At 71.1% G+C, this 25,133-nt stretch carries 23 protein-coding genes and 2 pseudogenes; 14 read left to right on the forward strand and 11 right to left on the reverse strand.

The genetic code is table 11. The annotated features are described in order from the left end of the window. Positions 1-58 precede the first annotated feature (58 nt). The 8 genes from BIV25_RS21160 (at position 59) to BIV25_RS21195 (ending at position 9,818) form a co-directional block, all read left to right on the forward strand. Entirely contained in the window at positions 59-1,645 is a 1,587-nt protein-coding gene (locus BIV25_RS21160) for a radical SAM/SPASM domain-containing protein (RefSeq protein ID WP_071373936.1), read from the forward strand. 109 nt (positions 1,646-1,754) lie between these two features. Then, a complete protein-coding gene (locus tag BIV25_RS21165; RefSeq protein ID WP_256255958.1) occupies positions 1,755-3,638 on the forward strand; it encodes a carbamoyltransferase C-terminal domain-containing protein in 1,884 nt (627 codons plus the stop codon). A gap of 37 nt (positions 3,639-3,675) precedes the next feature. Beyond that, positions 3,676-4,578 (forward strand): phytanoyl-CoA dioxygenase family protein, encoded by a 903-nt coding sequence (locus BIV25_RS21170; RefSeq protein ID WP_079176785.1) that lies wholly within the window; start codon positions 3,676-3,678, stop codon positions 4,576-4,578. Next, positions 4,571-5,845, forward strand: coding sequence for an MFS transporter (locus tag BIV25_RS21175; RefSeq protein WP_256255959.1), 1,275 nt, complete (start codon positions 4,571-4,573; stop codon positions 5,843-5,845). The genes BIV25_RS21170 and BIV25_RS21175 overlap by 8 nt, the downstream gene beginning before the upstream one ends. A gap of 3 nt (positions 5,846-5,848) precedes the next feature. After that, positions 5,849-6,784, forward strand: a complete 936-nt coding sequence (locus BIV25_RS21180; protein ID WP_071373938.1) for an NAD(P)/FAD-dependent oxidoreductase — start codon at positions 5,849-5,851, stop codon at positions 6,782-6,784. A 40-nt stretch (positions 6,785-6,824) separates the two neighbouring features. Continuing rightward, a complete protein-coding gene (locus BIV25_RS21185) occupies positions 6,825-7,742 on the forward strand; it encodes an Inducer of phenazine A (RefSeq protein ID WP_256255960.1) in 918 nt (305 codons plus the stop codon). 17 nt (positions 7,743-7,759) lie between these two features. Beyond that, complete coding sequence (locus tag BIV25_RS21190) at positions 7,760-7,960, forward strand: hypothetical protein (RefSeq protein WP_071373939.1); 201 nt, start codon at positions 7,760-7,762, stop codon at positions 7,958-7,960. A 1-nt stretch (position 7,961) separates the two neighbouring features. Continuing rightward, a complete protein-coding gene (locus tag BIV25_RS21195; RefSeq protein WP_218158472.1) occupies positions 7,962-9,818 on the forward strand; it encodes a carbamoyltransferase in 1,857 nt (618 codons plus the stop codon). A gap of 209 nt (positions 9,819-10,027) precedes the next feature. Here the strand turns inward: BIV25_RS21195 and BIV25_RS21200 are convergent, their stop codons facing one another. The 3 genes from BIV25_RS21200 to BIV25_RS21210 all read right to left on the reverse strand — a co-directional run bounded on the left by BIV25_RS21200 (position 10,028) and on the right by BIV25_RS21210 (position 13,859). Beyond that, positions 10,028-10,654: a class I SAM-dependent methyltransferase gene (locus BIV25_RS21200; protein WP_071373941.1), complete on the reverse strand. Its 627-nt coding sequence runs from the start codon at positions 10,652-10,654 to the stop codon at positions 10,028-10,030. 699 nt (positions 10,655-11,353) lie between these two features. Next, complete coding sequence (locus BIV25_RS21205) at positions 11,354-11,971, reverse strand: hypothetical protein (protein WP_071373942.1); 618 nt, start codon at positions 11,969-11,971, stop codon at positions 11,354-11,356. A gap of 979 nt (positions 11,972-12,950) precedes the next feature. After that, positions 12,951-13,859: a LysR family transcriptional regulator gene (locus tag BIV25_RS21210; RefSeq protein WP_218158473.1), complete on the reverse strand. Its 909-nt coding sequence runs from the start codon at positions 13,857-13,859 to the stop codon at positions 12,951-12,953. A gap of 114 nt (positions 13,860-13,973) precedes the next feature. On the opposite strand from BIV25_RS21210, the gene BIV25_RS21215 reads away from it, so the two are divergent. Beyond that, complete coding sequence (locus tag BIV25_RS21215; protein WP_071373943.1) at positions 13,974-14,255, forward strand: hypothetical protein; 282 nt, start codon at positions 13,974-13,976, stop codon at positions 14,253-14,255. A gap of 28 nt (positions 14,256-14,283) precedes the next feature. Beyond that, positions 14,284-14,616 carry a putative quinol monooxygenase gene (locus tag BIV25_RS21220; RefSeq protein ID WP_071373944.1) on the forward strand — a complete coding sequence of 111 codons (333 nt, stop codon included), beginning with the start codon at positions 14,284-14,286 and terminating at the stop codon, positions 14,614-14,616. Positions 14,617-15,094: 478 nt separating this feature from the next. On the opposite strand, the gene BIV25_RS21225 is transcribed toward BIV25_RS21220, so the two are convergent. Both BIV25_RS21225 and BIV25_RS51185 read right to left on the reverse strand, forming a co-directional pair. Further along, a complete protein-coding gene (locus tag BIV25_RS21225) occupies positions 15,095-16,300 on the reverse strand; it encodes a serine hydrolase (RefSeq protein WP_071373945.1) in 1,206 nt (401 codons plus the stop codon). 469 nt (positions 16,301-16,769) lie between these two features. Next, complete coding sequence (locus tag BIV25_RS51185; RefSeq protein WP_177235360.1) at positions 16,770-17,210, reverse strand: hypothetical protein; 441 nt, start codon at positions 17,208-17,210, stop codon at positions 16,770-16,772. A gap of 92 nt (positions 17,211-17,302) precedes the next feature. Between BIV25_RS51185 and BIV25_RS21235 the strand changes: the two genes are divergently transcribed. Beyond that, on the forward strand, positions 17,303-17,998 hold the full coding sequence (locus tag BIV25_RS21235) for a class I SAM-dependent methyltransferase (protein ID WP_071373947.1): 696 nt from the start codon (positions 17,303-17,305) through the stop codon (positions 17,996-17,998). A 224-nt stretch (positions 17,999-18,222) separates the two neighbouring features. On the opposite strand, the pseudogene BIV25_RS21240 reads toward BIV25_RS21235, so the two are convergent. Beyond that, a pseudogene (locus BIV25_RS21240) lies at positions 18,223-18,729 on the reverse strand (transposase family protein); the annotation flags it as partial. A gap of 832 nt (positions 18,730-19,561) precedes the next feature. Then, a complete protein-coding gene (locus BIV25_RS54470; RefSeq protein WP_143076673.1) occupies positions 19,562-19,744 on the reverse strand; it encodes a hypothetical protein in 183 nt (60 codons plus the stop codon). A gap of 158 nt (positions 19,745-19,902) precedes the next feature. Here BIV25_RS54470 and BIV25_RS21245 point away from each other — a divergent pair, with 158 nt between their 5' ends. After that, on the forward strand, positions 19,903-20,265 hold the full coding sequence (locus BIV25_RS21245) for a DUF488 domain-containing protein (protein ID WP_071373949.1): 363 nt from the start codon (positions 19,903-19,905) through the stop codon (positions 20,263-20,265). Positions 20,266-20,399: 134 nt separating this feature from the next. On the opposite strand, the gene BIV25_RS52970 is transcribed toward BIV25_RS21245, so the two are convergent. Together BIV25_RS52970 and BIV25_RS54090 are read right to left on the reverse strand one after the other, a co-directional pair. Beyond that, the gene (locus tag BIV25_RS52970; RefSeq protein ID WP_071373950.1) at positions 20,400-20,669 is read right to left on the reverse strand and encodes a SpoIIE family protein phosphatase; all 270 of its coding nucleotides are present in this window, start codon (positions 20,667-20,669) and stop codon (positions 20,400-20,402) included. 119 nt (positions 20,670-20,788) lie between these two features. Next, positions 20,789-21,514, reverse strand: a pseudogene (locus BIV25_RS54090) (PP2C family protein-serine/threonine phosphatase); the annotation flags it as partial. On the opposite strand from BIV25_RS54090, the gene BIV25_RS21255 reads away from it, so the two are divergent. Further along, a complete protein-coding gene (locus tag BIV25_RS21255; protein ID WP_071373992.1) occupies positions 21,513-21,845 on the forward strand; it encodes a cupin domain-containing protein in 333 nt (110 codons plus the stop codon). The pseudogene BIV25_RS54090 and the gene BIV25_RS21255 overlap by 2 nt on opposite strands. A gap of 22 nt (positions 21,846-21,867) precedes the next feature. Beyond that, positions 21,868-22,410 carry a DUF488 family protein gene (locus BIV25_RS21260; protein ID WP_071373951.1) on the forward strand — a complete coding sequence of 181 codons (543 nt, stop codon included), beginning with the start codon at positions 21,868-21,870 and terminating at the stop codon, positions 22,408-22,410. Between the two features lie 509 nt (positions 22,411-22,919). On the opposite strand, the gene BIV25_RS21265 is transcribed toward BIV25_RS21260, so the two are convergent. Continuing rightward, on the reverse strand, positions 22,920-24,044 hold the full coding sequence (locus BIV25_RS21265; RefSeq protein WP_371273050.1) for an RNA polymerase subunit sigma-70: 1,125 nt from the start codon (positions 24,042-24,044) through the stop codon (positions 22,920-22,922). After that, positions 24,019-24,759: an SDR family oxidoreductase gene (locus tag BIV25_RS21270; protein WP_071373953.1), complete on the reverse strand. Its 741-nt coding sequence runs from the start codon at positions 24,757-24,759 to the stop codon at positions 24,019-24,021. Before BIV25_RS21270 ends, BIV25_RS21265 begins: the two co-directional genes overlap by 26 nt. Positions 24,760-25,133: the final 374 nt, after the last annotated feature.

Here is a 25,133-nt window from a genome sequence, read left to right on the forward strand (position 1 = left end):
CGTGCCGCACATCGCACGTCCCCTCGGAAGTCGTGAGACGCAGGGAGAAGACTCCGCCATGCAGAATTCGATGTACCAGTCCTCGCGTTACGTCCGCACTCTGCGTGCCACGGGCGACCGGGATTTCACGTCTTTCGGAGGCCGGCTCGATTCCTACCAGGACGACGAGCGAACCATGGCCTTTCATTCACTCTACGGAAATGCGCGGTTGATCGACCGCGACATCGTGGAACTCCTCAAAGAGGCCTCCCCGGGCATCAGTTGGGACCGGCTGCGGGAAAGGGTCGACGAGGAATCCCTGCGCGACCTCGTGGCAGCCCGGTTCCTGGTGGAGGCGGGGCACGACGAGGCCATGGAGATCGACACCCTGCTGGAGAGCCGGCAGAGCGCCCTCGGCAGCGGTGTGTTCCACTCCTCCATCCAGCTCGTGCTCACCAACGCCTGCAACTTCTCCTGTCAGGGCTGTTTCGCGTACAACTTCGACGGCGGCGTCGAGGAGCGCAACACCTCCGGCGAGTCGGTGAAACCGGGCCCGGTCCTGGTCGAACTGCGTCGCTCGCGCGAGGACACGGGGTCCGCCGCCCGCCAGGACTCCGGCCCGACGCTCGCCAGGGGCGACTGGAACCACGGCTCCGACGAGGCCCGCAACCCCTCGATGCACATGTCGCGGGAGGTGGCCGAGAAGACCATCAAGGAAGCCATCACCCTGCGCAAGGCCAACGGGGGCGGCCATCTGACGGTGTCGTTCTTCGGCGGCGAACCCACCCTCGCCCGGGGCACCATCCTGCACGTCCTGCGCACCTTCGGGGACCGCCACGACGGGGTCACCCTCTCCTACGACCTCACCAGCAACGGCTCCCGCATCGACGACGAACTGCTCGCCGCCCTCGCCGAACACCGCGTCGACACCACCGTCTCCATCGACTATCTCGTCCCGGAGACCGGTGAGTTCCGCGGTGGGCAGCAGCAGCGCACCCCCTGGGCCGTGGTCCGCAAGGCGATCCTCGACATGAAGGCCGCGGGCGTCCCCGTGAGCATCACCTCCGTGCTCTCCCAGTACACCTGGGACAAGTGGGGCACCCCGCTCATCGACTTCGTCGCCGAGGCCGGCCTCGGCACCCTGGACGTCATCGTCTCCTTCCAGGCCAAGGAGTTCTTCCAGCAGCACAGCCCGCACGACGTGGCACAGCGGCTCCTGGCCGCCGTCGACTACGGGCGCGAGCGCGGCGTCCAGCTCAGCGGCTACTGGTACCAGACCTTCCAGATGATCATCGACGACGCCAAGTGGGCCGAACAGGCCGACTACAAGACCTGCCCCGCGGTGGGCCGTCAGCTCTCCATCGAACCGAACGGCAGCGTCTTCGCCTGCAAGGCCACCGCCCGCAAACTGGGCACCATCGACGACTGGCGCGGCATCTTCGCCTCTCCCGCCTACCAGGACTACGGCATGCGCGCCTACACCAACGGCCCCGGCTGCCAGGGCTGCGAGCTCCAGGGCACCTGCTCGGGCGGCTCCGCCGGAGCACTGGAGGAGGAGAACGGCTCGATCCAGGTGATGTCGCCCGGCTACTGCGCCTACATGCGCGAAGTGGTCCAGGGCCTCCTGGAGCGCCACCACACGCAGAGTCTCGCCACCCTGTCCTGATCCCGGCCCCGACGCTCCCGCAACGGCCCGCCCGCACGCCGGGCGGGCTGCCGATCCACGATCCGGCCCCGCGACATGAGGTCCGGGCCCAGGAAGGGTGACTGGTTCCATGGCAACGATCGGCATGCACTTCGGCCACGACGCGGGCGCCGCGCTCACCGACGCGGGCGGCTACCGTGTCATCGAGGCCGAGCGCCGCCTGGGATTCCGCCATGTGTGCGGCGGCAACGGCGACTTCCCGCAGGCCGCCGCCGCATGGCTGGCCGAACTGCGCGCACGGGCCGCGAGCCCGGTGACCCGCATCGCGGTGGCCGACTGGTACACACCGCGCTGCCAGGTGCTGCCCCCGGCGCTGGTCGAACTCGTCGGCGAGGACGCCCGCTGGACCGCGCCCGGAGGCACCGGCCTCGCGGACGCCGTGACCCGCGTGATCAAACCCCTGGACTGGCCGCTGGCCAAGGGCTTCGACGACGTCACCCTGACCGCCGTACGCCACCACTACGCCCACGCCGCCCTCGCCTACTACACCTCCGGCGCCCGCAAGGCCCTGGTGCTGGCCCTGGACGGCACGGGCAACTACGCCGAGTGCGGCATGGTCTGCCTCGGTGACGGCGACCGGCTCACGCCCGTACAGTCCTTCACCAACCGCACCGGCCCCCGCTTCGGCCTGGTCTACGAGGCGCTCGCCCGGCGCATCCACGGCAGCCAGTTCGACACCGGCAAACTGCTCGGACTGACCGCCACCGGTGAGACCGACGCCACGCTGCTTCCCGTCCTGCGCGCCATGCTCGTCCCGCAGTCCACCCGGCGCGCCTCCCCGGATCTCCACGAGCCGCTGGACGACGACCGCCTGACCGGCACGGCGCTGCGCTACGCCGACACCTGGTGGGAGTACGACCCGGACAGCGGCGGCTATCTGGACGCGGGCCTCGCCGACTCCTCCGACGACGACGTCGTGCACTCCTTCGGCTCGGTCTTCCCTGACGAGATCCGCACCGCCGACGGCACCACCACGGCGATCGGCACCTCGCCGGACGACCGCGTCTGCCGGGATCTGGCCGCCACCCTCCAGACCGCAGTGGAACGGGACCTCACCCGGCTGGTCACCGGACTCAGCCGGCGCTTCCCCAGCTACGCCACGCTCTGCTACGCGGGCGGCTGCGCGCTCAACATCACCGCCAACAGCAGGCTCGCCGAGTGCGGCCAGTTCACCCGCGTGTCCGTCCCCACCTGCTGCGACGACTCGGGGATCGCCCTCGGCGCGGCGCTAGCCGTCGCCGACCCCGCCGACCGGCCCGCTCTGATCAGCCGATCGGGCTGGGCGTCCCTGGCCTACGCCGGGCCGTCCCTGCAGGGCCTGGACCCGCTCGACCGCGGTGCCACGTCCCCTGCCGACGGCCTCGCGGCGCGCCTGCGCGGTCTCGGACTGTCCCTGTGCCGCGCGGACGACGACGAGGAGTTCGTCCAGGCCGTCGCCGAACTGCTCGCCGAACAGCGGTGCGTGGCCTGGCTGGAAGGCGGCCTGGAGACCGGCCCGCGGGCCCTCGGGCACCGCTCGCTGCTGGTCTCCGCCCACTGGCCCGGCGCCCGCCAGTACGTCTCCGAGACCATCAAACAGCGGGAGTGGTTCCGGCCCGTCGCCCCCATCTGTCCGGAAGAGGTCGCCGACCAGTACTTCACCGGCCCGCTGGACCACACCGAAGCCATGCTGTTCGCCGTACGGGTACGGCCCGACCGGGCCCGGCAGCTCGCCGAGGCACGGCACATCGACGGCACCGCCCGCCTGCAGACCGTACGGCCGGACACCCAGCCCCTGCTGCACCGGCTGTGCCACGCGGTCGCCGCCCGCACCCGGCTGCCCGTCCTCATCAACACCAGCGCCAACGGCGGCGGCCGCCCCATCCTCAACCACGTCGACGAGGCACTGGAGTTGCTCACCGAGACCGAACTGGACGCCGTGGCGCTGCCCGACCGCCGCCTGATCGCCGAGTGAACCAGCCCGCCCCCGCACAGCACCCTGGAGAGTGTCCGTGGCAGCCACCCAACTCCGAGACATCCACAAGAGGGAACCCCTGCGCGTCCTGTCTCCCGCGGACTGGGAACACTGGATCGACCGCGGCTATGTGATCGTCCGTCAGGCGGTGGCGCCGGACACCGTCGCCGCCCTCGCCGACGGCCTGTGCTCCTTCCTCGACATGCGCCGCGACGACCCCGCCACCTGGACCTCCCCGCACACCGGGAACGACCGGCTGCCGGGCCACAGCGGACTGGTCGAGATGTACAACCACCAGGCGCAGTGGGACGTACGGCAGACCCCGCGGGTCTACGACGCCTTCGCCGACATCTGGGACCGCACCGACCTGTGGGTCACCATCGACTTCGCCAACGTCAACCCGCCCAACCGGGGGCCCCGTGCCTTCGACGGATTCATCCACTGGGACGTGGACACCTCCACCGACCCGCTGCCCGTGAGCTGCCAGGCGGTGCTCTCGCTGACCCACGGCGACGAGGAGATCGGCGGTTTCCAGTGCGTGCCGGAGATCTTCACGGAGTGGGAGAAGTGGGTGAGCGGGCAGCCCGCCGACCGCGATCCGTTCACCCCGGACATCACCGGCCACACGATCACCACCCCGCAGGTGGCACCCGGCGACCTCATCGTCTTCAACAGCCTCCTGCCGCACGGCGTACACCCCAATGTCTCCGCCTCCCGGGTGCGCATGGCCCAGTACCTGACCATGGCACCCGCCTGGGAGGACCACGCCGACCTGAGGGAGGCCCGGGTGCGGTTCTGGCGCGACCGCCTCCCGCCGCATCCGCCCGAGGGCGGAATCCGCAAGGCCGAGGCCGACCTGTACGGCCCGGCGACGCTCACCGGACTCGGCGAACGCCTCCTGGGCCTGCGGACCTGGGCCGAGGGGGGCGCTGTTGGCTAGCACCACCCGCCCCGTCACGCCCCACAGCCGAAGAACGGACCTGGGCCGTCCCTTTCGGTGGCTGTGGGCGTCCACGGCTGCCTCCAACGCGGGCGACGGCATCACCCGTACGCTGCTGCCACTGCTGGTCGTCGCCCACCACCCCGACCCCGCGGCGGTCGCCGGACTGACCACCGTCAACATGCTGCCCTGGCTGCTGTTCGCGCTCCCGGCCGGCGTCCTCGCCGACCGCTTCGACCGGCGCCGCATCGTCCTCGGCAGCAACGTGGTCCGTGGCGCGGCCCTGCTCGGCGCGGCCCTCGTCCTCGCCACCGACCGCGCGCTGCCCCTGCTCTACGGGCTGGCCTTCCTCCTCGGCAGCGCCGAGACCCTCGCCGACACGGCGGCGCCCGCGATACTGCCGCGGCTCGTCGAGGCACGGCAGCTGGAACGCGCCAACGGACGGCTGTCGGCGGCCCAGATCGTGCTCAACGAGATGGTCGGACCGCCCCTCGCGGGCCTGCTCGCCGGACTGACCGCCGCGGCCGCGCTCGCCACCGGCGGCACTCTGTACGCACTGGCCGCGCTGCTGCTCCTGGGCCTCGCCCCGCTCGCCCGCACCGGTCCCGAACCCGCACCCCCTGAACCCGGACCGCCCGGGGCACGCGACGGGGTGCTCCGCGACATCCGCAAGGGCCTGCGCTTCGTCCTCGGACACCGCACCCTCCGCCTCACCCTGGCCGCGAGCGCTCTGTACGGCCTGGTGTTCTCGGCGACCTTCTCGATGCTGGTCCTGCTGAGCGAGCGCACCCTGCGGCTGAGCCAGACCGGCTACGGACTGCTGCTCGCCGCAGGGTCGGTGGGCGCCGTCGCCGGCAGCTGGCTGGCGCCCCGCGCCGCCGACCGGCTGCCCACCGTACGGCTGGCCCGCTGGTCCCTGGCCGGCTCCGGGGCCGCCTACGTCACCCTCGGCCTGGTCCGCCACCCCGCCCTGGCCGCGCTCGCGCTCGCCGTCAACGGCGTTCTCATGATGGGCTGGAACATCCTGGTGATGTCCCTGCGCCAGCGGCTCACCCCGGAGGACCTCCAGGGCCGGGTGATGAGCGTGTCCCGGCTGTGCTCCTGGGGCAGCATGCCCGTCGGCGCGACCCTGGGCGGCCTGCTCGCCGCCGCACTCACCGTGCCCGCGGTGTTCGTGGTGTGCGGAAGCGTCCTGGCCCTCGGTGCCCTGCTCCTGCTCGCCCCCCTGCGTGACGAACCCCCCGCCCCACCGCACGAAAAGGGATGACCATTGGATACACAGATCTATGACACGGTGATCGTCGGCGGTGGCCCGGCCGGCCTCAACGGCGCGCTGTACCTGGGCCGTTCACGCCGCCGCGTGCTGCTCGTCGACTCCGGCGACGCCCGCAACATGGCCGCGGGTGTCATGCACAACGTCCTCACCAACGACGGCGCCGCCATCGCCGACTTCCGGGCCCGGTCCCGCGCCCAACTCGCCTCCTACGACGTCACGTTCCGCGACGACGAGGTCGTGTCCGCCGAGTCCGGCGGCGACCATGTGGTGGTCACCACCAAGGAGTCCGGCACCGTCCGCGCCCGCACCCTGCTCTACGCCGCCGGGGTCCGCTCGGTGCTGCCCCCGGTCCCGGGACTGGCGGACCTGTGGGGCACGGCCGTCTTCGAGTGCCCGTACTGCCACGGCTGGGAGGTCCGCGAACGCCGGTTCGCCGTCTACGGCGGCGGCGTGCCCAGCGAGTGCCTCGCCGCGACCCTGACCGTGTGGTCCGGCGACATCACCTACCTCACCGACCGACGTACGCTGCCCCAGGACGAACAGGACCGGCTCACCGCCGCCGGAGTGCCCGTCCTCGCCGACGGCGTACGCGAGGTGAGGCCGCACCCCGAGGGCGTCGAGGTCGTCTTCGACGACGGTGGGACCGTCCCCTACGGGGCGCTGTTCCTGCACCTGGACATCGAACCCCGGGTCGCCCCGCTGCGGCCCTGGCTGGAGGCGCCGGACCTGGAGTCCGTACAGACCGACGACCGCGGCCGCACCAGCCTGCCCCGCCTCTACGTCGCCGGCGACCTGGGCCGGAACATGCAGCAGGCCGCGATGGCCGCCGCCAGCGGCGGACTGGCCGCCATGGCCATCAACGCCGACCTGATCCGCGAGGACCGCCCCGGCTCCCTGCCCGAGCCGCCGCCCCCGACCCCGACCCGCTGAGCACCCGTCCACCCCGTCCACGCCAGGGAGCCCCTCCGCGATGACCTCACCCCGTGCCGAGTTCGCCCCGCACATGGAGCACTACACCTTCGTCCTGGAGGACCAGCCGTACCTGGGCTACTTCCAGTACGGCAACGAGAAGACCCCCGTCTACACCACCGACCGGCACGGCTTCCGGGCCACCCCGGGCCCCGGCGGGCAGTTGGCCACGGTCGGCGACGACCGCCCCGACGGACCGGCGCGGCTGCTTGCGGGCAGCTCCGCGGTCTTCGGCGTGGGCGCCACCGGCGACGCGGCCACGATCACCGCACGCCTGTGGACCGCCCACGCACCCCGCCTGCCCTGGCTCAACCTGTCCGGCCAGAGCCACAACTCGGCCCAGGAACTACTGCTGTTCACCCTCTTCCAGCACGAACTCCCGCCTCTTGAGGACATCGTGCTGCTGTCCGGCGTCAACAACCTGGTACTGAGCCGGCTGCCCGAGGACAAGCAGGGCCGGCACGGCGCCTTCTTCGACTGCGGGCCCGCCCCCGACGTCGTACCACCGCCCGACCAACGCGTCGCCCATGCCACCGAATTGACTGTCCGTCACCTCGCCGGGTGGAAGACGCTCGCCGACGGCCTCGGCGCCCGGCTGACCTTCGTGCTCCAACCGCTCGCCCCCTGGGTGCGCGAGGAACCGCTGCCCCGCGAGAAGCTGCTCTTCGACGAACTGGACGAGGTCTCCAACTTCCGCCGCTTCCACAACGACATCTCCACCATGGCCGTCGGCCGCGCCTACGCCGACCGGCTGGCCGCGGGATGCGCCCGGCTCGGCGTGCCCTTCCTGGACATGAACGTGGCGCTCGGTGCGGCCGCAACGCCCGAGGACTGGCTGTTCATCGACCGCGTCCACGGCACCGACCTCGGCTACGACCTGGTGGCCCGGCAGCTCGCGCACCACCTCGACCTGGCATGAGGATGAGGAGCCCATCCATGAGCGACCCGACGAGCGGGGACGCCGGCCGGGCGCCCGCATCGGCCGTCCGCCGCCTCACCACCTGGCTCCGGCACCGGAGCGGCTCACACCCGGAGACCCCCACCGCGCCACCGGACCAGCCCGTCGACCTGCCGCCGCCCCGGTCCCGGCTGCGCCCGCAGCCCGCGGACGACGACTCCGTCTACCCCCTGTTCTGACATGAGTACAGGCATGGGCGACGGCCCGGTCCTGGGTATCTCCGCCTACTACCACGACAGCGCGGCCGCCCTGGTGGCGGACGGTGTCCCGCTCGCAGCGGCCCAGGAGGAGCGGTTCACCCGGCGCCGCCACGATCCCGGCTTCCCCGCCCACGCCGTCGCGTCCTGCCTCCGCGAGAGCGGAGTGCGCCTCGACGAGCTGGCGGCCGTGGCGTTCTACGAGGACCCGGCGCTGAAGTTCCGCCGCGTCCTGGCCACGTGGCTCGCGACCGCCCCGCACGGCTACCCCGTGTTCCGGCGGGCGTTCCCGCAGTGGGCCGGCTGGAAGCGCCGGGCCCTGGACGACGTACGGGCGCGGCTGGCCGAGCTGGCGCCCGGACAGAAGCTCCCGCCGCTGGTGGCGTACCGGCATCACGCCTCGCACGCGGCCTCGGCCTTCTATCCGAGCCCGTACCCGTCGGCCGCGGTGCTCTGCGTCGACGGGGTGGGGGAGTGGGCGACGACAACCCTGTGGCACGGCCGGGACACCGGCCTCGTCCCGCTCGCGGAACTGCGCTTCCCGCACTCGCTCGGCATGCTGTACTCCGCGTTCACCTACTTCTGCGGCTTCAAGGTCGACTCGGGCGAGTACAAACTGATGGGCCTCGCCCCCTACGGCACCCCCCGCTACGCGCCCCTGATCCGCCGGCGGCTGATCGACGTGAAACCTGACGGCTCGTTCCGTCTGGACCTGCGGTACTTCACCTTTCAGTACGGCCGGACCATGGTCGGCCGGGCCTTCGAGGACCTGTTCGACGGACCCCGCCGGATACCGGAAGGCCCTCTCACGGCAAGGGAGTTCGACCTGGCAGCGTCCGTGCAGCAGGTCACCGAGGAGGTCATGCTGCGCCTGGCCCGCACCGCCTTGCGGCGCACCGGCGAGCGACGGCTGTGTCTGGCCGGCGGGGTCGCGCTGAACTGCGTGGCCAACGGCCGTCTGCTCGCCGACGGCGTCTGCGACGAGATCTGGGTCCAGCCGGCGGCCGGCGACGCGGGCGGGGCGCTCGGTGCGGCCCTGGCCGAATCGCACCGCCGGGGCGCCCCCCGCACCCATGTGCGACACGGCACGGACGCCATGGCGGGCGCACTGCTCGGCCCCGGCTACCGCGACGCCGAGATCGAGCGGTTCCTGAACCGCGGCGGACGCCCCGCCGTACGGCTCCCGGAGCGGGAACTGGTCGAGCGGGTCGCCGCGGAGCTGGCGCGGGGCCGGGTGGTGGGGTGGTTCCAGGGGCGGATGGAGTTCGGCCCGCGAGCGCTGGGCAACCGGTCGATCCTCGCCGACCCGCGCGATCCCGCGATGCAGTCCACCCTCAACCTCAAGACGAAGTTCCGCGAGTCCTTCCGCCCGTTCGCCCCCGCTGTGCTCGCCGAGGACGCCAAGGACTGGTTCGACCTGGCGCAGGAGAGCCCCTACATGCTGCTGACGGCGCAGGTCGCCGCCGCCCGGCGACGGGAGTGCGCAGCCGAGGCCGAGCACGCCACGGGACTGGACCTGCTGCGCGTGGCGCGCTCGACCGTCCCGGCCGTCACCCACGTCGACGGATCGGCCCGGGTGCAGACGGTGACCGCCGAGCACAACCCCCGCTTCCACGCGCTGCTCACCGCCTTCCGGGGCCGCACGGGCTGCCCGGTGCTGGTGAACACGTCCTTCAACGTGCGCGGCGAGCCGATCGTGCGTGACCCGGCGGAGGCGTACGCCTGCTTCATGCGCACCCGGATCGATCTCCTCGTCCTCGGCAACCATCTCCTGGACAAGCGCGACCAGCCCGCATGGCGAGAGGAGGGCGACTGGCGTGCAACGATCCCGAGCGACTGAGCGAATGCTCCAACTCGGCCTGGGCGTACTGTACTTCGCAGTGATCACCCCGGCGGGGCTGTGCGCCCGCGCGGTTCGGGACCCGCTGCGACGCGCGTGGCACAGCGGCCGCGCCAGCTATCTGGACCGTCCAGCCGGTGCCCGACCGGGCGCGCGGGCCGGGAATCGCGCGGGCGGCTGATGCGCCACGACCGAGGTCGCGCACGGGCTCATCGCTGGTCCGGGCAGGTCGCCGACGTCACCACCACACGACGCGTGCCGAGGACCAGCACCCGGGAAGCGGCCCCGGTGAATCCGCAGGACTCGGTCCAGGCACTCGCCTCCTGCGCACCGCCCGGCAACGGCACATCCCGCGCGAGGAGTTCGGCGAAGCGCTGCGACGGACGGAAGTGCGTGGCCAGCGGCAGCGAGAAGCCCACCCGGCCGCCCGGCCGCAGCGCGCGCCGCCAGTCGGCCAGGGCCCGGACGCCCAGGAAATGCAGCGAGGACGCGCAGAACACGACGTCGAGCGACTGATCGGGGACCGGCAGCGGTACGGCGTCGCATACCCGCCAGTCGATCGCCGGGGCACACTCCAGCTCGACGGCGCGGGCACGGCCGACGGCGACCATGCCGGGGGACAGGTCGACGGCCAGGACGGGCCCGGCGGAGGCGGAACGGTTCCGTGCGAGCTGAAGCGCGACGGCTCCCGCACCGCAGGCCACATCGGCGACCGCGTCGTCCACACCCGGGGCCACCCAGGAGATCAGCGCCCGTGCGATCTCCTCGTGGTGCCCGTGGTCATAGCTGTCGGCCAGATCGTCGAAGACACCGGCCAGGTGTGCGCTCTGGATCACCGTCCGATCGTAGCCGCACGCCCGGACTCCACCCGGCAGCAGCCGTTGGTGCCGCTGAGGGGATCCGGCCGAAGTGGCCGCTGCCAGGCCGGCTGGCTGAGCCTCTGTTCGACGAAGGCGGTCACGTCGGTGAATTCCGTGAACGCTCGCACCACCCCAGGGCGACTCCGGCACCTCGGCGGAGTCGATCAGCGGCACTCTGGGCTTATTCGCACTCGGCCGGGCCACCGTCTGCGCACTGTACGAGAGCCGATGGAAGAGACCGGAGCCCGGCCGCCGAGGCGGGCCGTTGCCGGCCCCGGGCGGCTGCTTCGGCACCTGCGGCTCAGGCAGCGTCGACAGCGTCACACCGGCACATCGCAAGAGTCACCTCAGAGTGACCGGTGGCCAATTGAGGAACGTGGGCAGGTCAGCAGGGTAGCCCCGGCACGCGGCGAGGACCGCGGGCTTCACGCGTGGATGTCCCCTCGGCGCCATCGCCCAGTTCCAACACACCCTGATGTCCGAGCGGACCGAGCACCGGCTGGAAGCCGTTCGCGCCCAGGCCACGACGGCGGCCAGAAGTCCTGGCTCGGCCCCGCCAGGTCCACCGGTTGATCAGGCCCCCCGCTCGGCCGGCCGCTCCGCCTCGGTCACGGCGTGCGTGCTCGGCAGGACCGTACGGCCCGCAAGATCGGTACGACAGCAGGGTCTGACATTTCAACGGGCCGACGAACGCCTGAGCTGGAGGGTCTCAGCGGCTGCGCCGACGCGGCGGCTCGCGTCCGCACGCCGACGGCGGACGATGTGAATGACCGCGCCGACGGCGACGGCCAGCACTGAGAAGACCATCAGGGCGATCTCTGACATGACGGCAAACACGACATCGGCCCGGGCGCCACTGACCTGCCAGTCGAATTCCGGATCGACCAGACCCCCGGGGTCCCGCACCACCACGACGTGTTCGCCCGCCCGGTCTTCTGCGCCGCACGCGACGGTGTCGGTGACTGGTGTGGCAGAGCCGTCGTATCGGACCGTGCAGTCGTACGTGGTCGACTTCCCGTGGTGGACCTCGATCCGTGTGACGGCGGCCGACCGGGACACGCCCCGAGCCTGCAGGACCAGGGCCTGGGACGCCTGCATGGCGCACAGCGGCGTGGCGATCATCGGCGCGAACATCAGCGCCAGGGCCACTCTCCGCAGCACCTCGGAAGGAGACAACGACATCACGGCGACCAGCAGCCAGACCACGCCGCCGACACACAACACGATCGAGGGCACCAGCATCCAGCGCAGCGGCCCCAACATCCCACCGACCAGGGGCAGCAGCGCGGCCACCGGAACCGACAGAGCGGTCAGCACCGGACGCCGTGGGTATGCCAAACCGCCCGCGCGCTTGCCCTCGCCCTGCTTCGTACCCGTCGTCAACGCATCCCCCGTCCCACCGCCATAACCGTGTCAACGATCATTCTCGGACAGGTCCGGACCGTGTCGCGCGCCGGGGCGTTCACCGCTCGCTGAGCGCCTTCCCGGGCTGCACGCGTCCGGTACGCCCGCAGCTGCGTGCCTGCGGATTACACACACGACCATCGCCGTCCAGCCATCCATCACGGAGGACAGCACCGCGGTCGGCGCCATCCACGAGCACTCCTGCATCCGTTGCATCTGCCGCAGGCCGGGAGCCGTGGACGTCCATCTGGGGTACGGCCGTGCTCCTGGCGGCCGCGGCGCACGCGCTCGCGGCCGACGCCGTGGCGCACGGCCCGCAGATCGCTGCCCTGCCCCTGGTCGCCCCGACCGGACAGGAGAGCGTGCTCACCCCGCTGGACGCTGACGCTCAGTCCGCGCTCCAGGTCTGTCGCGCCGACGAACTGGGCGCAGAAGAGCGCGGGCAGTTGCTCGCCGTACGGAGCCGCATCACTCGGCCCAGGCGGCTCCTCAAGCCTGCCGCGCCGTCTCCGCTGTCGTTGGCCAGCGCCTCGCGCAAGTCGCGCAGTTGCCCCATGCGCACGCCGGCCGCGAGGCATGTCCGACGGCGTAGCCGATGGCGAGGCTCGCGGACCCGCCGGGCGGAGAGTTCGGGCAACAGGGAGGGCTCTGAAGCTGTTCGGCTGTGTGCTCTTGCAGCGCATACATGCCGAGGCTGGCGGCACGGGCCCGCTCCTGGGGCACGATTCCGGGCCATGCTGCGACCGGCCCGGTGCCAGGCCACGAAATGCTCCCGGACCGTGCGAGGGACCCGGCAATGCCCGACCGTCCGAAGGGTGACGCGGTCGCGGCTTCTCTGCAGCCGGCGCTGACTCAGCCGTCGGCAGGGTCAGCCGAGCAGGTCGGTGAGGTGGTCGGGGCAAAGGCGCGCGCTCGTCTGCGCGATGGCGAGGAACTCGGCGATCAGCGGGTGCGGTGCAGGCCGGGCGAACACGGCCAACCTGCGTCGGTGGCGCGGGGTGAGGCGTAGCACCGTGCCCGGGAAATCAGGGGTCAGGACGTTGGCGGGGACGATGCCGACGCCGAGCCCGGCGGCAACCAGGTGAGGAATCGCGGCGGTCTGCGTCGAGCGGGTGGCGGCGCTCGGGGTGAACCCGGCCTCGGCGCAGATCTGTTCGACGTGCCCGGCCAGGCCGTGCGTGTGCCGGTACTGCACCCAGCGGCGGTCCGCGAGGTCCGCCGGACGCACTGTCGTACGGCCCGCGAGTGGGTCGCCGGGAGGGACGATGGCCACGAACTCCTCGGCGCCGAGCGAGTGGTGGGGGCCTTCCCAGGCATCGGGCAGGGGACCGACCGCCACGTCGGCGGTGGCCTCGGCCATGGAGGCGGCGAAGGAGTCCAGGCCGTCGTACTCGTGCAGGACCACGTCGACGTACGGGTGCTGGGCATGCCAGGCGGCGAGCACGGAGGGCACCACGCCGAGGGCGACGGACAGCACCGAGGCCAGGTGAAGCTGGCCATTGACCATCCCGGCGACGGCGCGGGCGGCGCCGGTGGCCCGCTGTGCGCCGGAGATGGCATGGCGGGCGCCGGGCAGGAATGCCCGGCCTGCGGGGGTGAGACGGGCGCCCCGTGGGGTGCGCTCCAGCAGCGGCGTGCCGACCGTCTTCTCCAGTGCTTTGAGCTGCTGGGAGAGCGTGGGCTGGGAGACGTGCAGGTGGGCGGCCGCGTCGCTGATGGAGCCTGTCTCGGCGACGGCCAGGAGGTATTCGAGCTGCCGCAGGGTCCCGATAGACATAGCCTCATTCTATGTATCCGTGTGTTATTTCGTCTTTGCTCTATGGATCGGTGATTCCTAACGTGGTGGGCGTACCGAAACGAGGCGAATTCCCTGAGACGGAGCACCCCCGCCATGAGCACCGCCGCTGACACCTGCCACGCACCACCCCGGACCGCCGCGCGCCGGCCGCTGAACGGCCTGGCCACCCTCGCGCTCGCCTATGGCGTCATCGCCGTTGCCTCAGCCCTCTTCCCCGCAGTCCGTGAGATCACCGGTAGCCTCGGTGTCCCCGCGCTCGTCCTCGCGGCCACCGGCCTGGCCAACGCCCGCCGACTGAACGGTGCAGGCACCAAGCAGGCCATCGCGGGCATGGCCCTCGGTCTCACCGGCCTGGCCATCAACCTGACCGCATAGCCCCCACCCCGAGAAGGAAACCACCGTCGTGATCTTCATAGCCGTGAAGTACCGCATCCGCCCCCACCTCGCCGACACCTGGCTCGACCGGGTCGACGCCTTCACCCAGGCCACCCGCAGCGAGCCCGGCAACGTGTTCTTCGAGTGGTCCCGCAGCACCGACGACCCGAACGGCTTCACCCTGCTGGAAGCCTTCACCGGCCCGGAGGCGGGCGAGGCCCACGTCGCCACCGCCCACTTCGCCCACGCCATGGAGATCATGCCCGACTACATCGCCGAACGACCACAGATCATCTACATCGCCGACGCCCCGGACGGCGGCTGGGGACCGATGGCTGAACTCACCCCCCGCAACGGGTAGGGAGACCGCTGCGACCTTCCACGCCATCGCCCAGTTCGACGACCTCGCCGACCGCGCCGGCGACTTCACCGCCCCGCCCTGTTCCAGGCCACCCGGCTGCTTCTCCCGCGACGAGTGCTGCACCACCCCACCGCGTTCGAAGGCCACCAACAGGGTGCGGTCACGCATAAGTTCCGCGAACTCGTCCCACTGCACAGGCGAGTTGTGCCCGGGGCGATGTCGCCTGACTGACGACGCTCCTCAAGAGCGCGTCCGCCGCCGCGACGGTCGGCGACCGCTGGATAGAGTTGCACCGGCACCGGGAGGCCAGGACCTGCCAGATCGGTGAACTGCGTCGCCCGCCGACCGGGTCGTCCGGGAGCAGGACCTCCAGCCCGGCTCAGCAGATGCGATGAAGTGCGCCACGGACTCCTCACCTCTTGGCTTGACCGAGGGCCCGGCACCGAGACGGATCAGTGCGTGACTTCTCCGCGGACGCTCAGCGTCCAGGCGCTGGACGGGTCGTGCAGAGCGCTGTCTGGACGGCGGCTGCCACGTCTGTGTCCTGGGCGTCGGTCTCGCCCGGGTAGAGGTTCGCCATGGCCGTGGCCTGCCTGCCGTCGGTCGTGACCGCGCTCGTCGTCTGGTACCCGACGATTCCGCCGTCGTGCCCCCAGGCGAGGCCGCCGCACGGCAGTGGGTGGCTCTCCAGACCGAGGCCGTAGGCCCCGCCGTCCGGGGAGCCGGTCGGCCGGGTCTTCATCATCTGCCGGAGCTGGGCGGGCCGGAGGAGCCGACCGTGGACGAGCGCGTCCAGGAAGCGGTCCATGTCGGCGGCGCTGGAGATCATTGCGCCGCTCGCGCCCGCGACCATGGGGTTGAGCGCGGTGGCATCCTTGAGCGGCGCGTCCTTGTCCTTCCGCACATAGCCGCGGGGATGCGGACCAGGGATCTTCGCGGCATCGACCGGAACAGAGGTCTGGCGCAGGTGGAGCGGTTCGATGATGCGTCGGCGGATCTCGTGGCCGTACGTGTGCCCGGTCACCCGCTCGATGAGCATGCCGGCCAGCAGGTAGCCCGTGTTGGAGTAGCGCCAGCCGGTGCCCGGCGCGAAGGAAGGGCGGTGGGAGAGCGCCAGCCGCACGAGATCGCCGGTGTCGTAGTGGGTCAGCGGTTTGTCGATCACCTCCTGCGGTTTGAGGTAGTCGAGGTAGTCGGGCAGGCCACTGGTGTGCTGGAGAAGTTGACGGACTGTGATCTTCCGCCCGTCGTTGCCGTGGCCGCGGACGATGCCGGGGAGGTAGCGCTCGATCGGCGCGTCGAGGACCACGCGGCCCTCGCCCGCCAGTTGGAGCACGACGGTCGCCACGAACGGCTTGGTCATGCTGCCGATCCGGAACGCGCTGTCTTCGCGCACCGGCGTGTGTCGCCGCACGTCCGCGACGCCGCTGGTCAGCACCGCTCGGCCGGACCGGGTGCGCAGCGCGACCAGCGCGCCGGGGCCGCCGTCGGTGGCGGTCAGCCGTTGCAGGAGTGCGCGCAGGTGAGGGTATTCGGCAGAGGGCGCGGCGGTGTTCGGCCGCGCGTGAGCGTCGTCCGGCTGCGTGCCCAGGGCGACACCGGCGGTCGTGGCCAGTACGAGCAGGCCGTTCAGCGCTCGCGCGTAGGCGGTTCGCTTGGAGGTGGTCGGCTTGAGCGTGATCATGTATGCGTCCTCGCGGGTGGGAGGCGTGGTGGTCGGGTGAGCGGCGTATCTCCGGCCAAGGCTGCCGTGCGTACCGGTCCCCTTGTCCGCCCCCATGGTGGGCGCGGTGTGCGAGGCGGCGTAATGGGGCGGCCGTCCGGATCGACGGTGGGGACTGCCCCAGGGACGCGCCGGCGGCGCCCGGCGCGCCACGTGCTGGGCTCGGGCGACGGCCGTCCTCGCCCGAGCCGAGATCCCGTGCCGGGCCGACAAGACTGACCGAGGCGCTGGTGGCATCGTCCGGGTCCTGTGACCGAGGCCGATGGTCGAATCTGTCGGCCGACAGGCCGTCAACCGGCCCCTCGCCAAAGTCCGAGCGCTCGGCGAACAGGAAAGGGCCATCTCGACATCGCCTGCTGTGTAAGCGACGATGCCGCACGACGCATTGCTTCTTCGACGTGGTTGGCGGCGTTGCGGCGATGCCGTGCCGCTACGACTCGGCGAGCCGACCTCGCCCGTTCCCGCGCCGCTCGCCGCCCTGCTGCTTGAGCACATCACGAATCGCGACGTCACGAATCGCGACGTCACGAATCGCGACGTCACGAATCGCGACGTCACGAATCGGGACATCACGAATCGGGACATCGTGAACACCGCCACCGACCCGGTCTCCCGCCGCCCCTTTCCCGCCTGCCGGACCGGCATGCCGCTCAGCCCCAACCACCTGTCCGCGCTCCCGAACAAGGTCGGAATCCCGATCGCCGTCGCCCGCGGCGCCGTCATCCGGCAACAACTCCTCGAACTCCCCGCAGCCGTCGTCGCGGAAGCTCTGGGCTACCACCGGTACACCCGAGGAGATCATGCAAAGTCCCAGCAGACTGGCTACCTCGAGGAACCGGCGACAGCTGAGAACGAGCACCAGCATCAGCATCAGACCCCAAGTTGGGTCAGCCGTTGACGAAACATGCCATCGGTCGCACAGAACCCCTCGCGGGTGGCAGCCAGCGGCGCGATGCTGGCACGATGTCTGCAGAGACCGCTTACCACGACGAACTCGGCGACTACTTCGCAAAGAACGCCGACACCAGCCCCTACAACGCACACACCGACCGGCCGGCAATGCTCGCGCTGGCGGGGGATGTCGTCGGGCTGAGGATTCTCGATGTCGGCTGCGGGGCCGGACACTACGCGGCGGAACTCCTGGCACGTGGTGCCGAGGTCGTCGGAGTCGACGGCAGCGCAACTCTGCTGAGTTACGCGCGGAGGCGATTGGGCGACCGGGCCGAACTGCGCGTACACGACGCGGAGAAGCCGCTGGACTTCATCGACGACGCATCGTTCGACGGAGTCGTGTGCGCATTGATGCTCCACCACATCGCCGACCGGCCGCGTTTCCTCGGCGAGCTACGACGTGTCCTGCGTCCTGGTGGATGGCTGCTGGTCTCGACGACCCACCCCACAGCTGACTGGCGGAAATTCGGTGGTTCGTACTACGCCGACGACTGGGTCGACCTCCCGCTCGCCGGGGGCCCGTTGGCAGTCCACTACCAGCGCATGCCGTTGGAAACGTTCCTGAACGAGCTGTTGGCCGCCGGATTCACACTCGAAACACTCATTGAGCCTCGCCCGACGCCCGGCCTGCGAGAACTCGACGAAGCGGCCTACAACAAGCTCCACCAGGTCCCGTGTTTCCTTGCCGTCAGGCTCCTGCGGCCCTGACGGCATGCAATGCCTGATGGTGTCCCTTCTTGTGGTGTAGCCGATCAGGGTGGCGGAATCCCCAGGTCACGGATCGAATCACCCTCCCTGGAGGCGCTGTTGAGGCTCACCAAGCCGTGACCAGCGGCGATCGCCAGGAATCCCGCGGTGGCAGGTACCGGACGGCTCCGAAGCGGAGCCGACGGACCGTGATCGGCTACACCATCGCGAGGGACACGGCCCCGGGTGCGGTCCTGGCCGTCCGCGATGACGGTTGCTTTCATCGTGTTCCGCTTCTTCCTGCCCGACACGAATGCCTGCCTGCCGCCCCGGCCCGCCACCGGCTGTCGGACCTGGATCTCGGTGGCGTCCGACCTCAGCTCGACATTCCTGGCCCGGGCGTAGGCGAACACGTGCTCACGTGTTCGAAGTCGCAGGCCAGACCTGTCGGGAACAGCAATGCCCCGCTCCACCGGCAGCCGGCGCATCTCACCGACGGCCCGGGTGACCGTGGAGCGATCGACGCGGAACAGCACACCCACGACCGCGTGGGGCGGATCGTGTCGCAGGTGGATCAGAGTGACTGCCAGCCGGTCCCCGAACACCAGCCGGTCCCCGAACACCAGCCGGCACTGAGCACCGGCGCCCGGCGCACGCCTTCGCACGCCACCACGCACCCGCACCTGCCCGCCCTCCGCCGCAGCTGCCCACGCACGGGCCAACTCCTCAACCAACGAAGCCAGATGCATCATCGATGCGCCCGTCAACAACGGATACGCCAAGACCGCCCGATCGACCTGTGGTCCGGATCTTGGAGCGCGAAGCGCGGTGCGGGCTGGTCCCCAGCTGGAGCGGGGTCCGCGCCCAGGGGCGCCGGACGCGACCGAAGCAGGTCGCCAGGTCACCGACGCGACGTCGGCCGGGCTGGGGCCAGGTGGCAGCGGCTTTCGCGCGCGTCCACGAGCGTGCGGCCCCGATCAAGACGGCAACCGGTACCTCGTGCAGGTGCCGGAGGACGAGGGAGCGGCAGAGTTCGGCAGGCGCTGGGGCGAGTCCGCGGGGAAGCTTACGACTCCCTTGAACGAGCACGTCAGCCTCGTACGAGGGGGTAGGGCAGGCGCGACAGCGCAACCCACTTGTCTCATCGCGCGGCGAGCCTGGCCGGGGCCCAGGCTGTCGAAGCCGCCGCTGTCCAAGGGCCGCCTGTGGGGCAGGCCGCGTGATGATCTTCGCTGACCTGTTTGAGTGGCGCACCGACAACGCCGTCGGCCCGTGGCTGGGGACGACAGTCACTGCCCTCCACCCGAGTGATCACCCGTCCTGGGCCAGCCGTCGGGCGGGGCGCAGCGCACCGGCACCGTGATGCGGACCCCGTACAGCGCCGGCCCATTGCCCCGGTGGGTGGTGGTGGGCTGGGAGACCGGCCCAGGGTCGTAAGGGGCGGCGTACAGCGGGTGGCCGGATCAGTCACGGTGAGGCGGTGCGCCCCGTGCCGTTTCCGCCGTGCACGGCTGGAGCCAGGCCGACGATCGCCATCGGTGCGTCCGCCGGACCGAATCCGGGCACGGGACGCGCCCAGTACTCTCAGTCCGGGGATGGTCGGCGCTCGACCCGTGCGGTCTCCTCCCGTCGCGCCACCTGGCGCGGGCATGGCCGGAACGTGGCCACCGCCGCGTCCAGTCCGCTCGGTGGGCGCTTCAGGACGCCGTGCGCGTGGAAGACACGGGTGACCGGGCGGGGGACGTCTGCTGATGCCTGCTGGGCCATCGTGCTCCTTGCCGCTACGCCGTAGGACGCAGCCTGACGGGTTCGCATGAGCTGTCCCCGATAAAATGAGGGAGTCGGGAACATTCGCTTCGCCGCAGGACGAAGACGTCCGGCCGCTTGAGGGTCGAAGCAGCGGACCGATCTGGAAAGGCACCGTCATGGCCAAACAGATCACCTGTCGCAGAGTCTACGAGGACACTGCGCCGGAGGACGGCAAGCGCGTGCTGGTCGACCGGATCTGGCCGCGAGGCATGCGCAAGGAAGCCGCACACCTGGACGAGTGGCTGCGTGATGTCGCCCCGTCCGGCGAACTGCGCAAGTGGTACGGCCATGAGCCCAGCCGCTTCCCTGAATTTCGTCGCCGCTACCTGGAAGAACTGCGCGACTCCGGGCACCGCGAGGCGGCCGAACATCTGCGTGACCTGGCAGCACACGACAAGCTCACGCTGCTGACGGCCACCAAGGATGTGGACCACAGTCAGGCCGCCGTCCTCGCCGAGTGGTTGACCAAGAGCCCGTGACCCTCACGCGGGGCTCCAGCGATGACGTCGCCTCATCAGGACCATGCGTCACCCCCGACGACCCCGCAGGCACCAATGTTTCACCACCCGGGTGCGCCCCGACACGCCCACCACCGCAATGGGGCACGTGATTCTCACCGCGCCGGGCCGTCCGAGGCGGTCCGCAGGGCCAGCAGCGCCACGTCATCGTCGAACACCTGCCGACTTCGGCTGATCAGGGCGTCGCACAGGTCCTCCGGCGGCGCCGTGGCCCGTCGGGCGGCCTGCTCGGCCAGGTCATCCAGACCGGTGTCGATGTCCTGGCCGCGGCGCTCGACCAGCCCGTCGGTGAACAGCAGCAGGGTGCTGTCGGGCGGGAGGGGGTGTTCGTGGCTGAACCGGGAGACGGACGCGTCGATGCCCACCGGGATCCCGTGACGGGCGGATGCCAGGTAGCGCGTGCTGCCGTCCGGGCCGATGAGCAGCGGCGGCAGATGCCCGGCGTTCCTCCAGCCGAAGGTGTAGCCCCACCCTGTCCGCGGTCGCGCTCGATGCGGCCGAGCAACAGTGTGGCCGTGGGCGGGTCGGCGAGCATCGTCAACACCTGGTCCAGCCTTGACATGATCAGGCCGGGCGGCCCGCCGCGGTCGAGAGTGATGGCTCGCAGCATGGTGCGGATCTGTCCCATCAGCGGGGCTGCCTCGACGTCATGTCCGGTCACGTCACCGACGACGACCCAGATGGCACCGTCGGGCAGGACCATGGCGTCGTACCAGTCGCCGCCCAGCCTGAGCAGTTCGGAGGCGGGTTCGTACCGGGCCTCCGCCTTGAGCGGCGAAAGGTCGGGAAGCACGGGCAGCACGCGGCGCTGGAAGTGCTCGGCGGCGCGTTTGAGCTGTTCGTACAGGCGGGCGCTTTCAAGGCTGATGCCCGCCGCACTGGCCAGGGCCGTCGGCAGGCCCTCGTCGTCGTCATCGAAGGGCGTACCGTCCTGCTTGTCGGCGAGGTAGAGATCTCCGTAGACCGTGCCGCGCACCATGATCGGAATGCCCAGCAGAGTCCGCATCACCGGATGCCCGGGCGGAAATCCGGCCGAACGAGGGTGCGCGGCCACATCCGCCACCCGCAGCGGCTCCCGGTCGTCCAAGTGTTCTTGGGCGCCGCCGCGATCAGGGCGCTGTCCGGTGCGAGGCTCCCTTGCCTCCCACTCGCAGTCGCACTGAGTGCGGCAGGAGACCGTTTCCTGAAAGCTGGAACCCATGGAACCCATGCAGCAACTCGCCCTCGACGCCCAGGCCCGCGAACACCTGGTGCGCGCTGCCGTCGGCTCCGTGGGGCGCAGCGCCGTGACCGTCTACGGCGGTCACGAACACACCCGGCGTCAGACCCTCCTCGCCCTGACCGCGGGAACGTCACTGGCCGAACACGAGAACCCGGGCGAGGCGACTCCGTTGGTGCTGCGCGGCCGGGTACGGCTCACCAGTGGCGAGGACCGCTGGGACGGCCGGGCCGGCGACCTGATCGCCATCCCGTCGGCCCGGCACAGTCTGCAAGCGGTCGAGGACGCGGCGGTCCTGCTCACCGTCGCCGCCCGCACGTGACCGGTGCACGCGAGGGCGCCAGGTGACCCGCGACGACGGTCCCGCGCCGCTCCTGACCGTCGGTCACGGCACAGCTGACCGGGAGCAACTGACCGCCCTGCTGCGCAGCGCGGGCGTCCAGGCCGTGGTCGATGTCCGCACAGCTCCCGGAAGCCGCCGCAATCCGGACGCGGGCCGCGGCGCTCTGGAACGATGGCTGCCCGAGGAGGGCATCGCCTACCGCTGGGAATCACGGCTCGGCGGCTTCCGCAGAGCCTCGCCGGAATCACCCGACACGTTCTGGGAGAACGCCTCCTTCCGCGGCTACGCCGGCTACACCCGCGACCCGCGGTTCGCTGCGGCGCTGGACGACCTTCTGCGGCAGGCCGCGCAGGAACGGACCGCCGTGATGTGCGCCGAGACCCTGTGGTGGCGCTGCCACCGGCGTATCATCGCCGACTTCGCCGTCCTGGCCCGCCGGACACCGGTGCTGCACCTGGGCCATGACGGGCGACTCACCCCGCACCGGGCCACCCCCGGTGCCAGGCTCCGCGAGGACGGCCTTCTGGTGTACGACAGGCACTGACCGAGGCGGGCCCCGCGGCGCTCGGCTCATCCGGCGGGAACTTCACCAGCCGCAGTGCGACGCAGTGCAGGTGAGCGTCGAGCTGGGCGGCCGGTGCGGCCACGGCGGGCGCGTCGAGTGCGATGACGGTCCTTGACGGGGCTTCGGTGATCAAGGCGCTGAGCACGACAGCGGCGGGGGCGGCCTCGACGCACGTGGTCGCCGGCGGCCGGTACGCCCGCTGCCGGAACTGTGCTACCAGGGCTTCCAGCGCAGCCTGCCCGCCGTGCTCCGCGACGTCCCGGTCCACGGCGCCGTATACCGCCGCCCCTGCCGCCCCTGCCGCCACCGACGACGCCCGCGTGCGCAGCCGGCCTGTGTGACGCCCGGCAGGCGGGTGCCACCGAAGCCCCGTTCCAAGGCAGCCCGGCCGAAGGCCTCGGCGCGACGTGTTTCCGCGACGCCGACCGTCGTGCCCACGGCCTCATGGGGGAGTTCACCGAGGCGCGCGGTGAGGGTTTCCCGCGCGGTCAGTGTCCGTACCGCCCCGTTGGCCACCCCTCCCGGGCACCCTCACCGGCTGGAACCGGCGGAGCACCTGCATGCCGGGTGGCCCGGGTTCGGGTCGCGGGATTCGCTGCGAAGTCGAATGTAGGTACCAGGCTCGGGTCGTTGAACGCCGTGATGCGAGCGATGCGGGTGCCGATCAGGGTGAGGACCTGGATGCCGTAGGGCTCGTACCGCTCGTCGCCCGCGTACCGGTGGACGACGAGGGCGGGCTGGCCGTTGGCGTGGGTGGGCGTCAGCCACCACAGGTGGGGGCGCAGCACCCGGTCGGCCAGGAAGCCGAGGACGGCCCTGCGGCCGGTGAACCAGGTCCGGGTGGGCGGCATCTCCAGCTCCACGTCGACCCGCAGCAGGTTCACCAGCGCGTCGGGGTCGGCCCGGCTGAACGCGTCGACGTAGCCGTCGAGAAGGGTCCGCAGGGTGCCCTCGTCAGGCTCGGCCAGACCCTCTTCGACCGGGCCGATCTCGGCGAGGCGGGTCCGGGCGCGGCGGAGCGCGCTGTCGACGGCCGCGAGCGTGGTGTCCAGCATCTCGGCGACCTCGGCCGTTCGGAACCCGAGCACGTCACGCAAGGTCAGCACGGCTCGCTGCCGGGCGGACAGGTACTGGAGCGCGGCGATGAAGGCGAGCCGCACGCCCGTCCGCCCGACCACGATCGCCGCGGGGTCGGCGGCGCCGAAGAGAGCGTCCGGCGCAGGCTGGAGCCAGGCCACCGACGGCTCGCGAGGAGCGACGACGACCCGGTGGTCGTCCTCGGGCGCCCCGAGTCCCGACGGCAGGGGCCGCCTGGAGCGCGTCTCCAACGCCGTCAGGCAGGCCATGGTGGCGATCTTGTACAGCCACCGCCGTACCGAGGAGCGGCCCTCGAACCCGTCGAACGCGCGCCACGCTCGCAGGTAGGTCTCCTGCACGAGGTCTTCGGCGTCGTGGATCGAGCCGAGGATCCGATAGCAGTGCGCGAGCAGCTCAGGCCTGAACGGCTCGGCCAGGGTGACGAACTGGGCGTCTGACGGCATGGCGGCAACTCCCCGGGTTGCGGTGCGGTCCACCGTAGAAGCCGGCTCAGCCGATCGGCTGCAGTCCGGCACCGGTGCCGCGGTACTCGGGAGCGCTCTGCGGGTCTCCGGCGACCTCCAGGGCGGCCTTGGCGAACTGCTCCGGAGTCAGGATCGGCAGCCGCCCCTCCACGAAGGCGGCCGGGTCTACGCCCTGGCGCTCGGCGTAACCCGCGATCGCGACCGAGCCGATGCCGGTGCCCGGGGTCATCTGCGGAAGCACCGTGACGAACCGGATGCCCCGTCCGGCCCGCTCCGACTCCTCGGCCGCGTACCCGCGCAGGTAGCGGATGGCGGCCTTGGCACTGGCATAGCCACCGCTGAGCGGCGAGCCACCCAGGACCGCTCCACTGGACACGGAGAGGACCACACTGCCCGGCGCCAGCGGGACGCGCAGCGCGGCCGTGGTCCAGGCGAAGACGTGCCGGGTGTCAACGTGCCAGTTGCGGCTGAAGGTCTCCCAGGTCTGCTCCTGCACGGGCGCCATGTGCGGCGGTACCCCGGCGTTCAGGACGAGCAGAGCGGGACGGTGCTCGCGGATCACGTCCTGTGCGAGCGCTTCGTCGGTGGCATCGGCTGCGACGGGTGTGAAGTCGTCGCCGAGCTCGTCGCGTACGGTGCGAAGAGCCTGTTCGTCGCGGGCGATGCCGATGACGCGGGTGCCCGTGGCGACGAGCGCTGCGGCGATCGCGCGCCCGAATCCGCGGCTGGCGCCGGTGACGACGGCGGTCTGGAACTGCTCGGACATCGGATTCTCCTGGGAGGATGGTCGGGTTCGGTCAGCATCAAGACCAGCCACGACAGGGAAAACCGTCGCCACAGCCCACATTGGGAGAGTGATGCAGGTCACACATCCCTGTCCTTGGGTTCGTCGGCCCGGACGACGCCCCTGACGGCCCGATGTCGTCACCGGACGCAACGCGGCCCGCGGCAAGCCGCTGACCGCCGCACAGAGGGTCGATGCAGGGCTTCACCGGATTCCTCTGCCCCAGCGGGCTCTGTTTGAGCGACGGGTGCGTCGACGGCTCAGGCTCGGGCTCCGACTTTGCGGTCCCGGATCGTACTGAGGTGTGCCAGCCGGCCTTCTCATGGATCTGCTGTGCCTTGTGCCGTGTGCCTTGT

Source organism: Streptomyces sp. MUSC 14, assembly GCF_001866675.1.
In the GTDB taxonomy this organism is placed as follows: domain Bacteria; phylum Actinomycetota; class Actinomycetes; order Streptomycetales; family Streptomycetaceae; genus Streptomyces.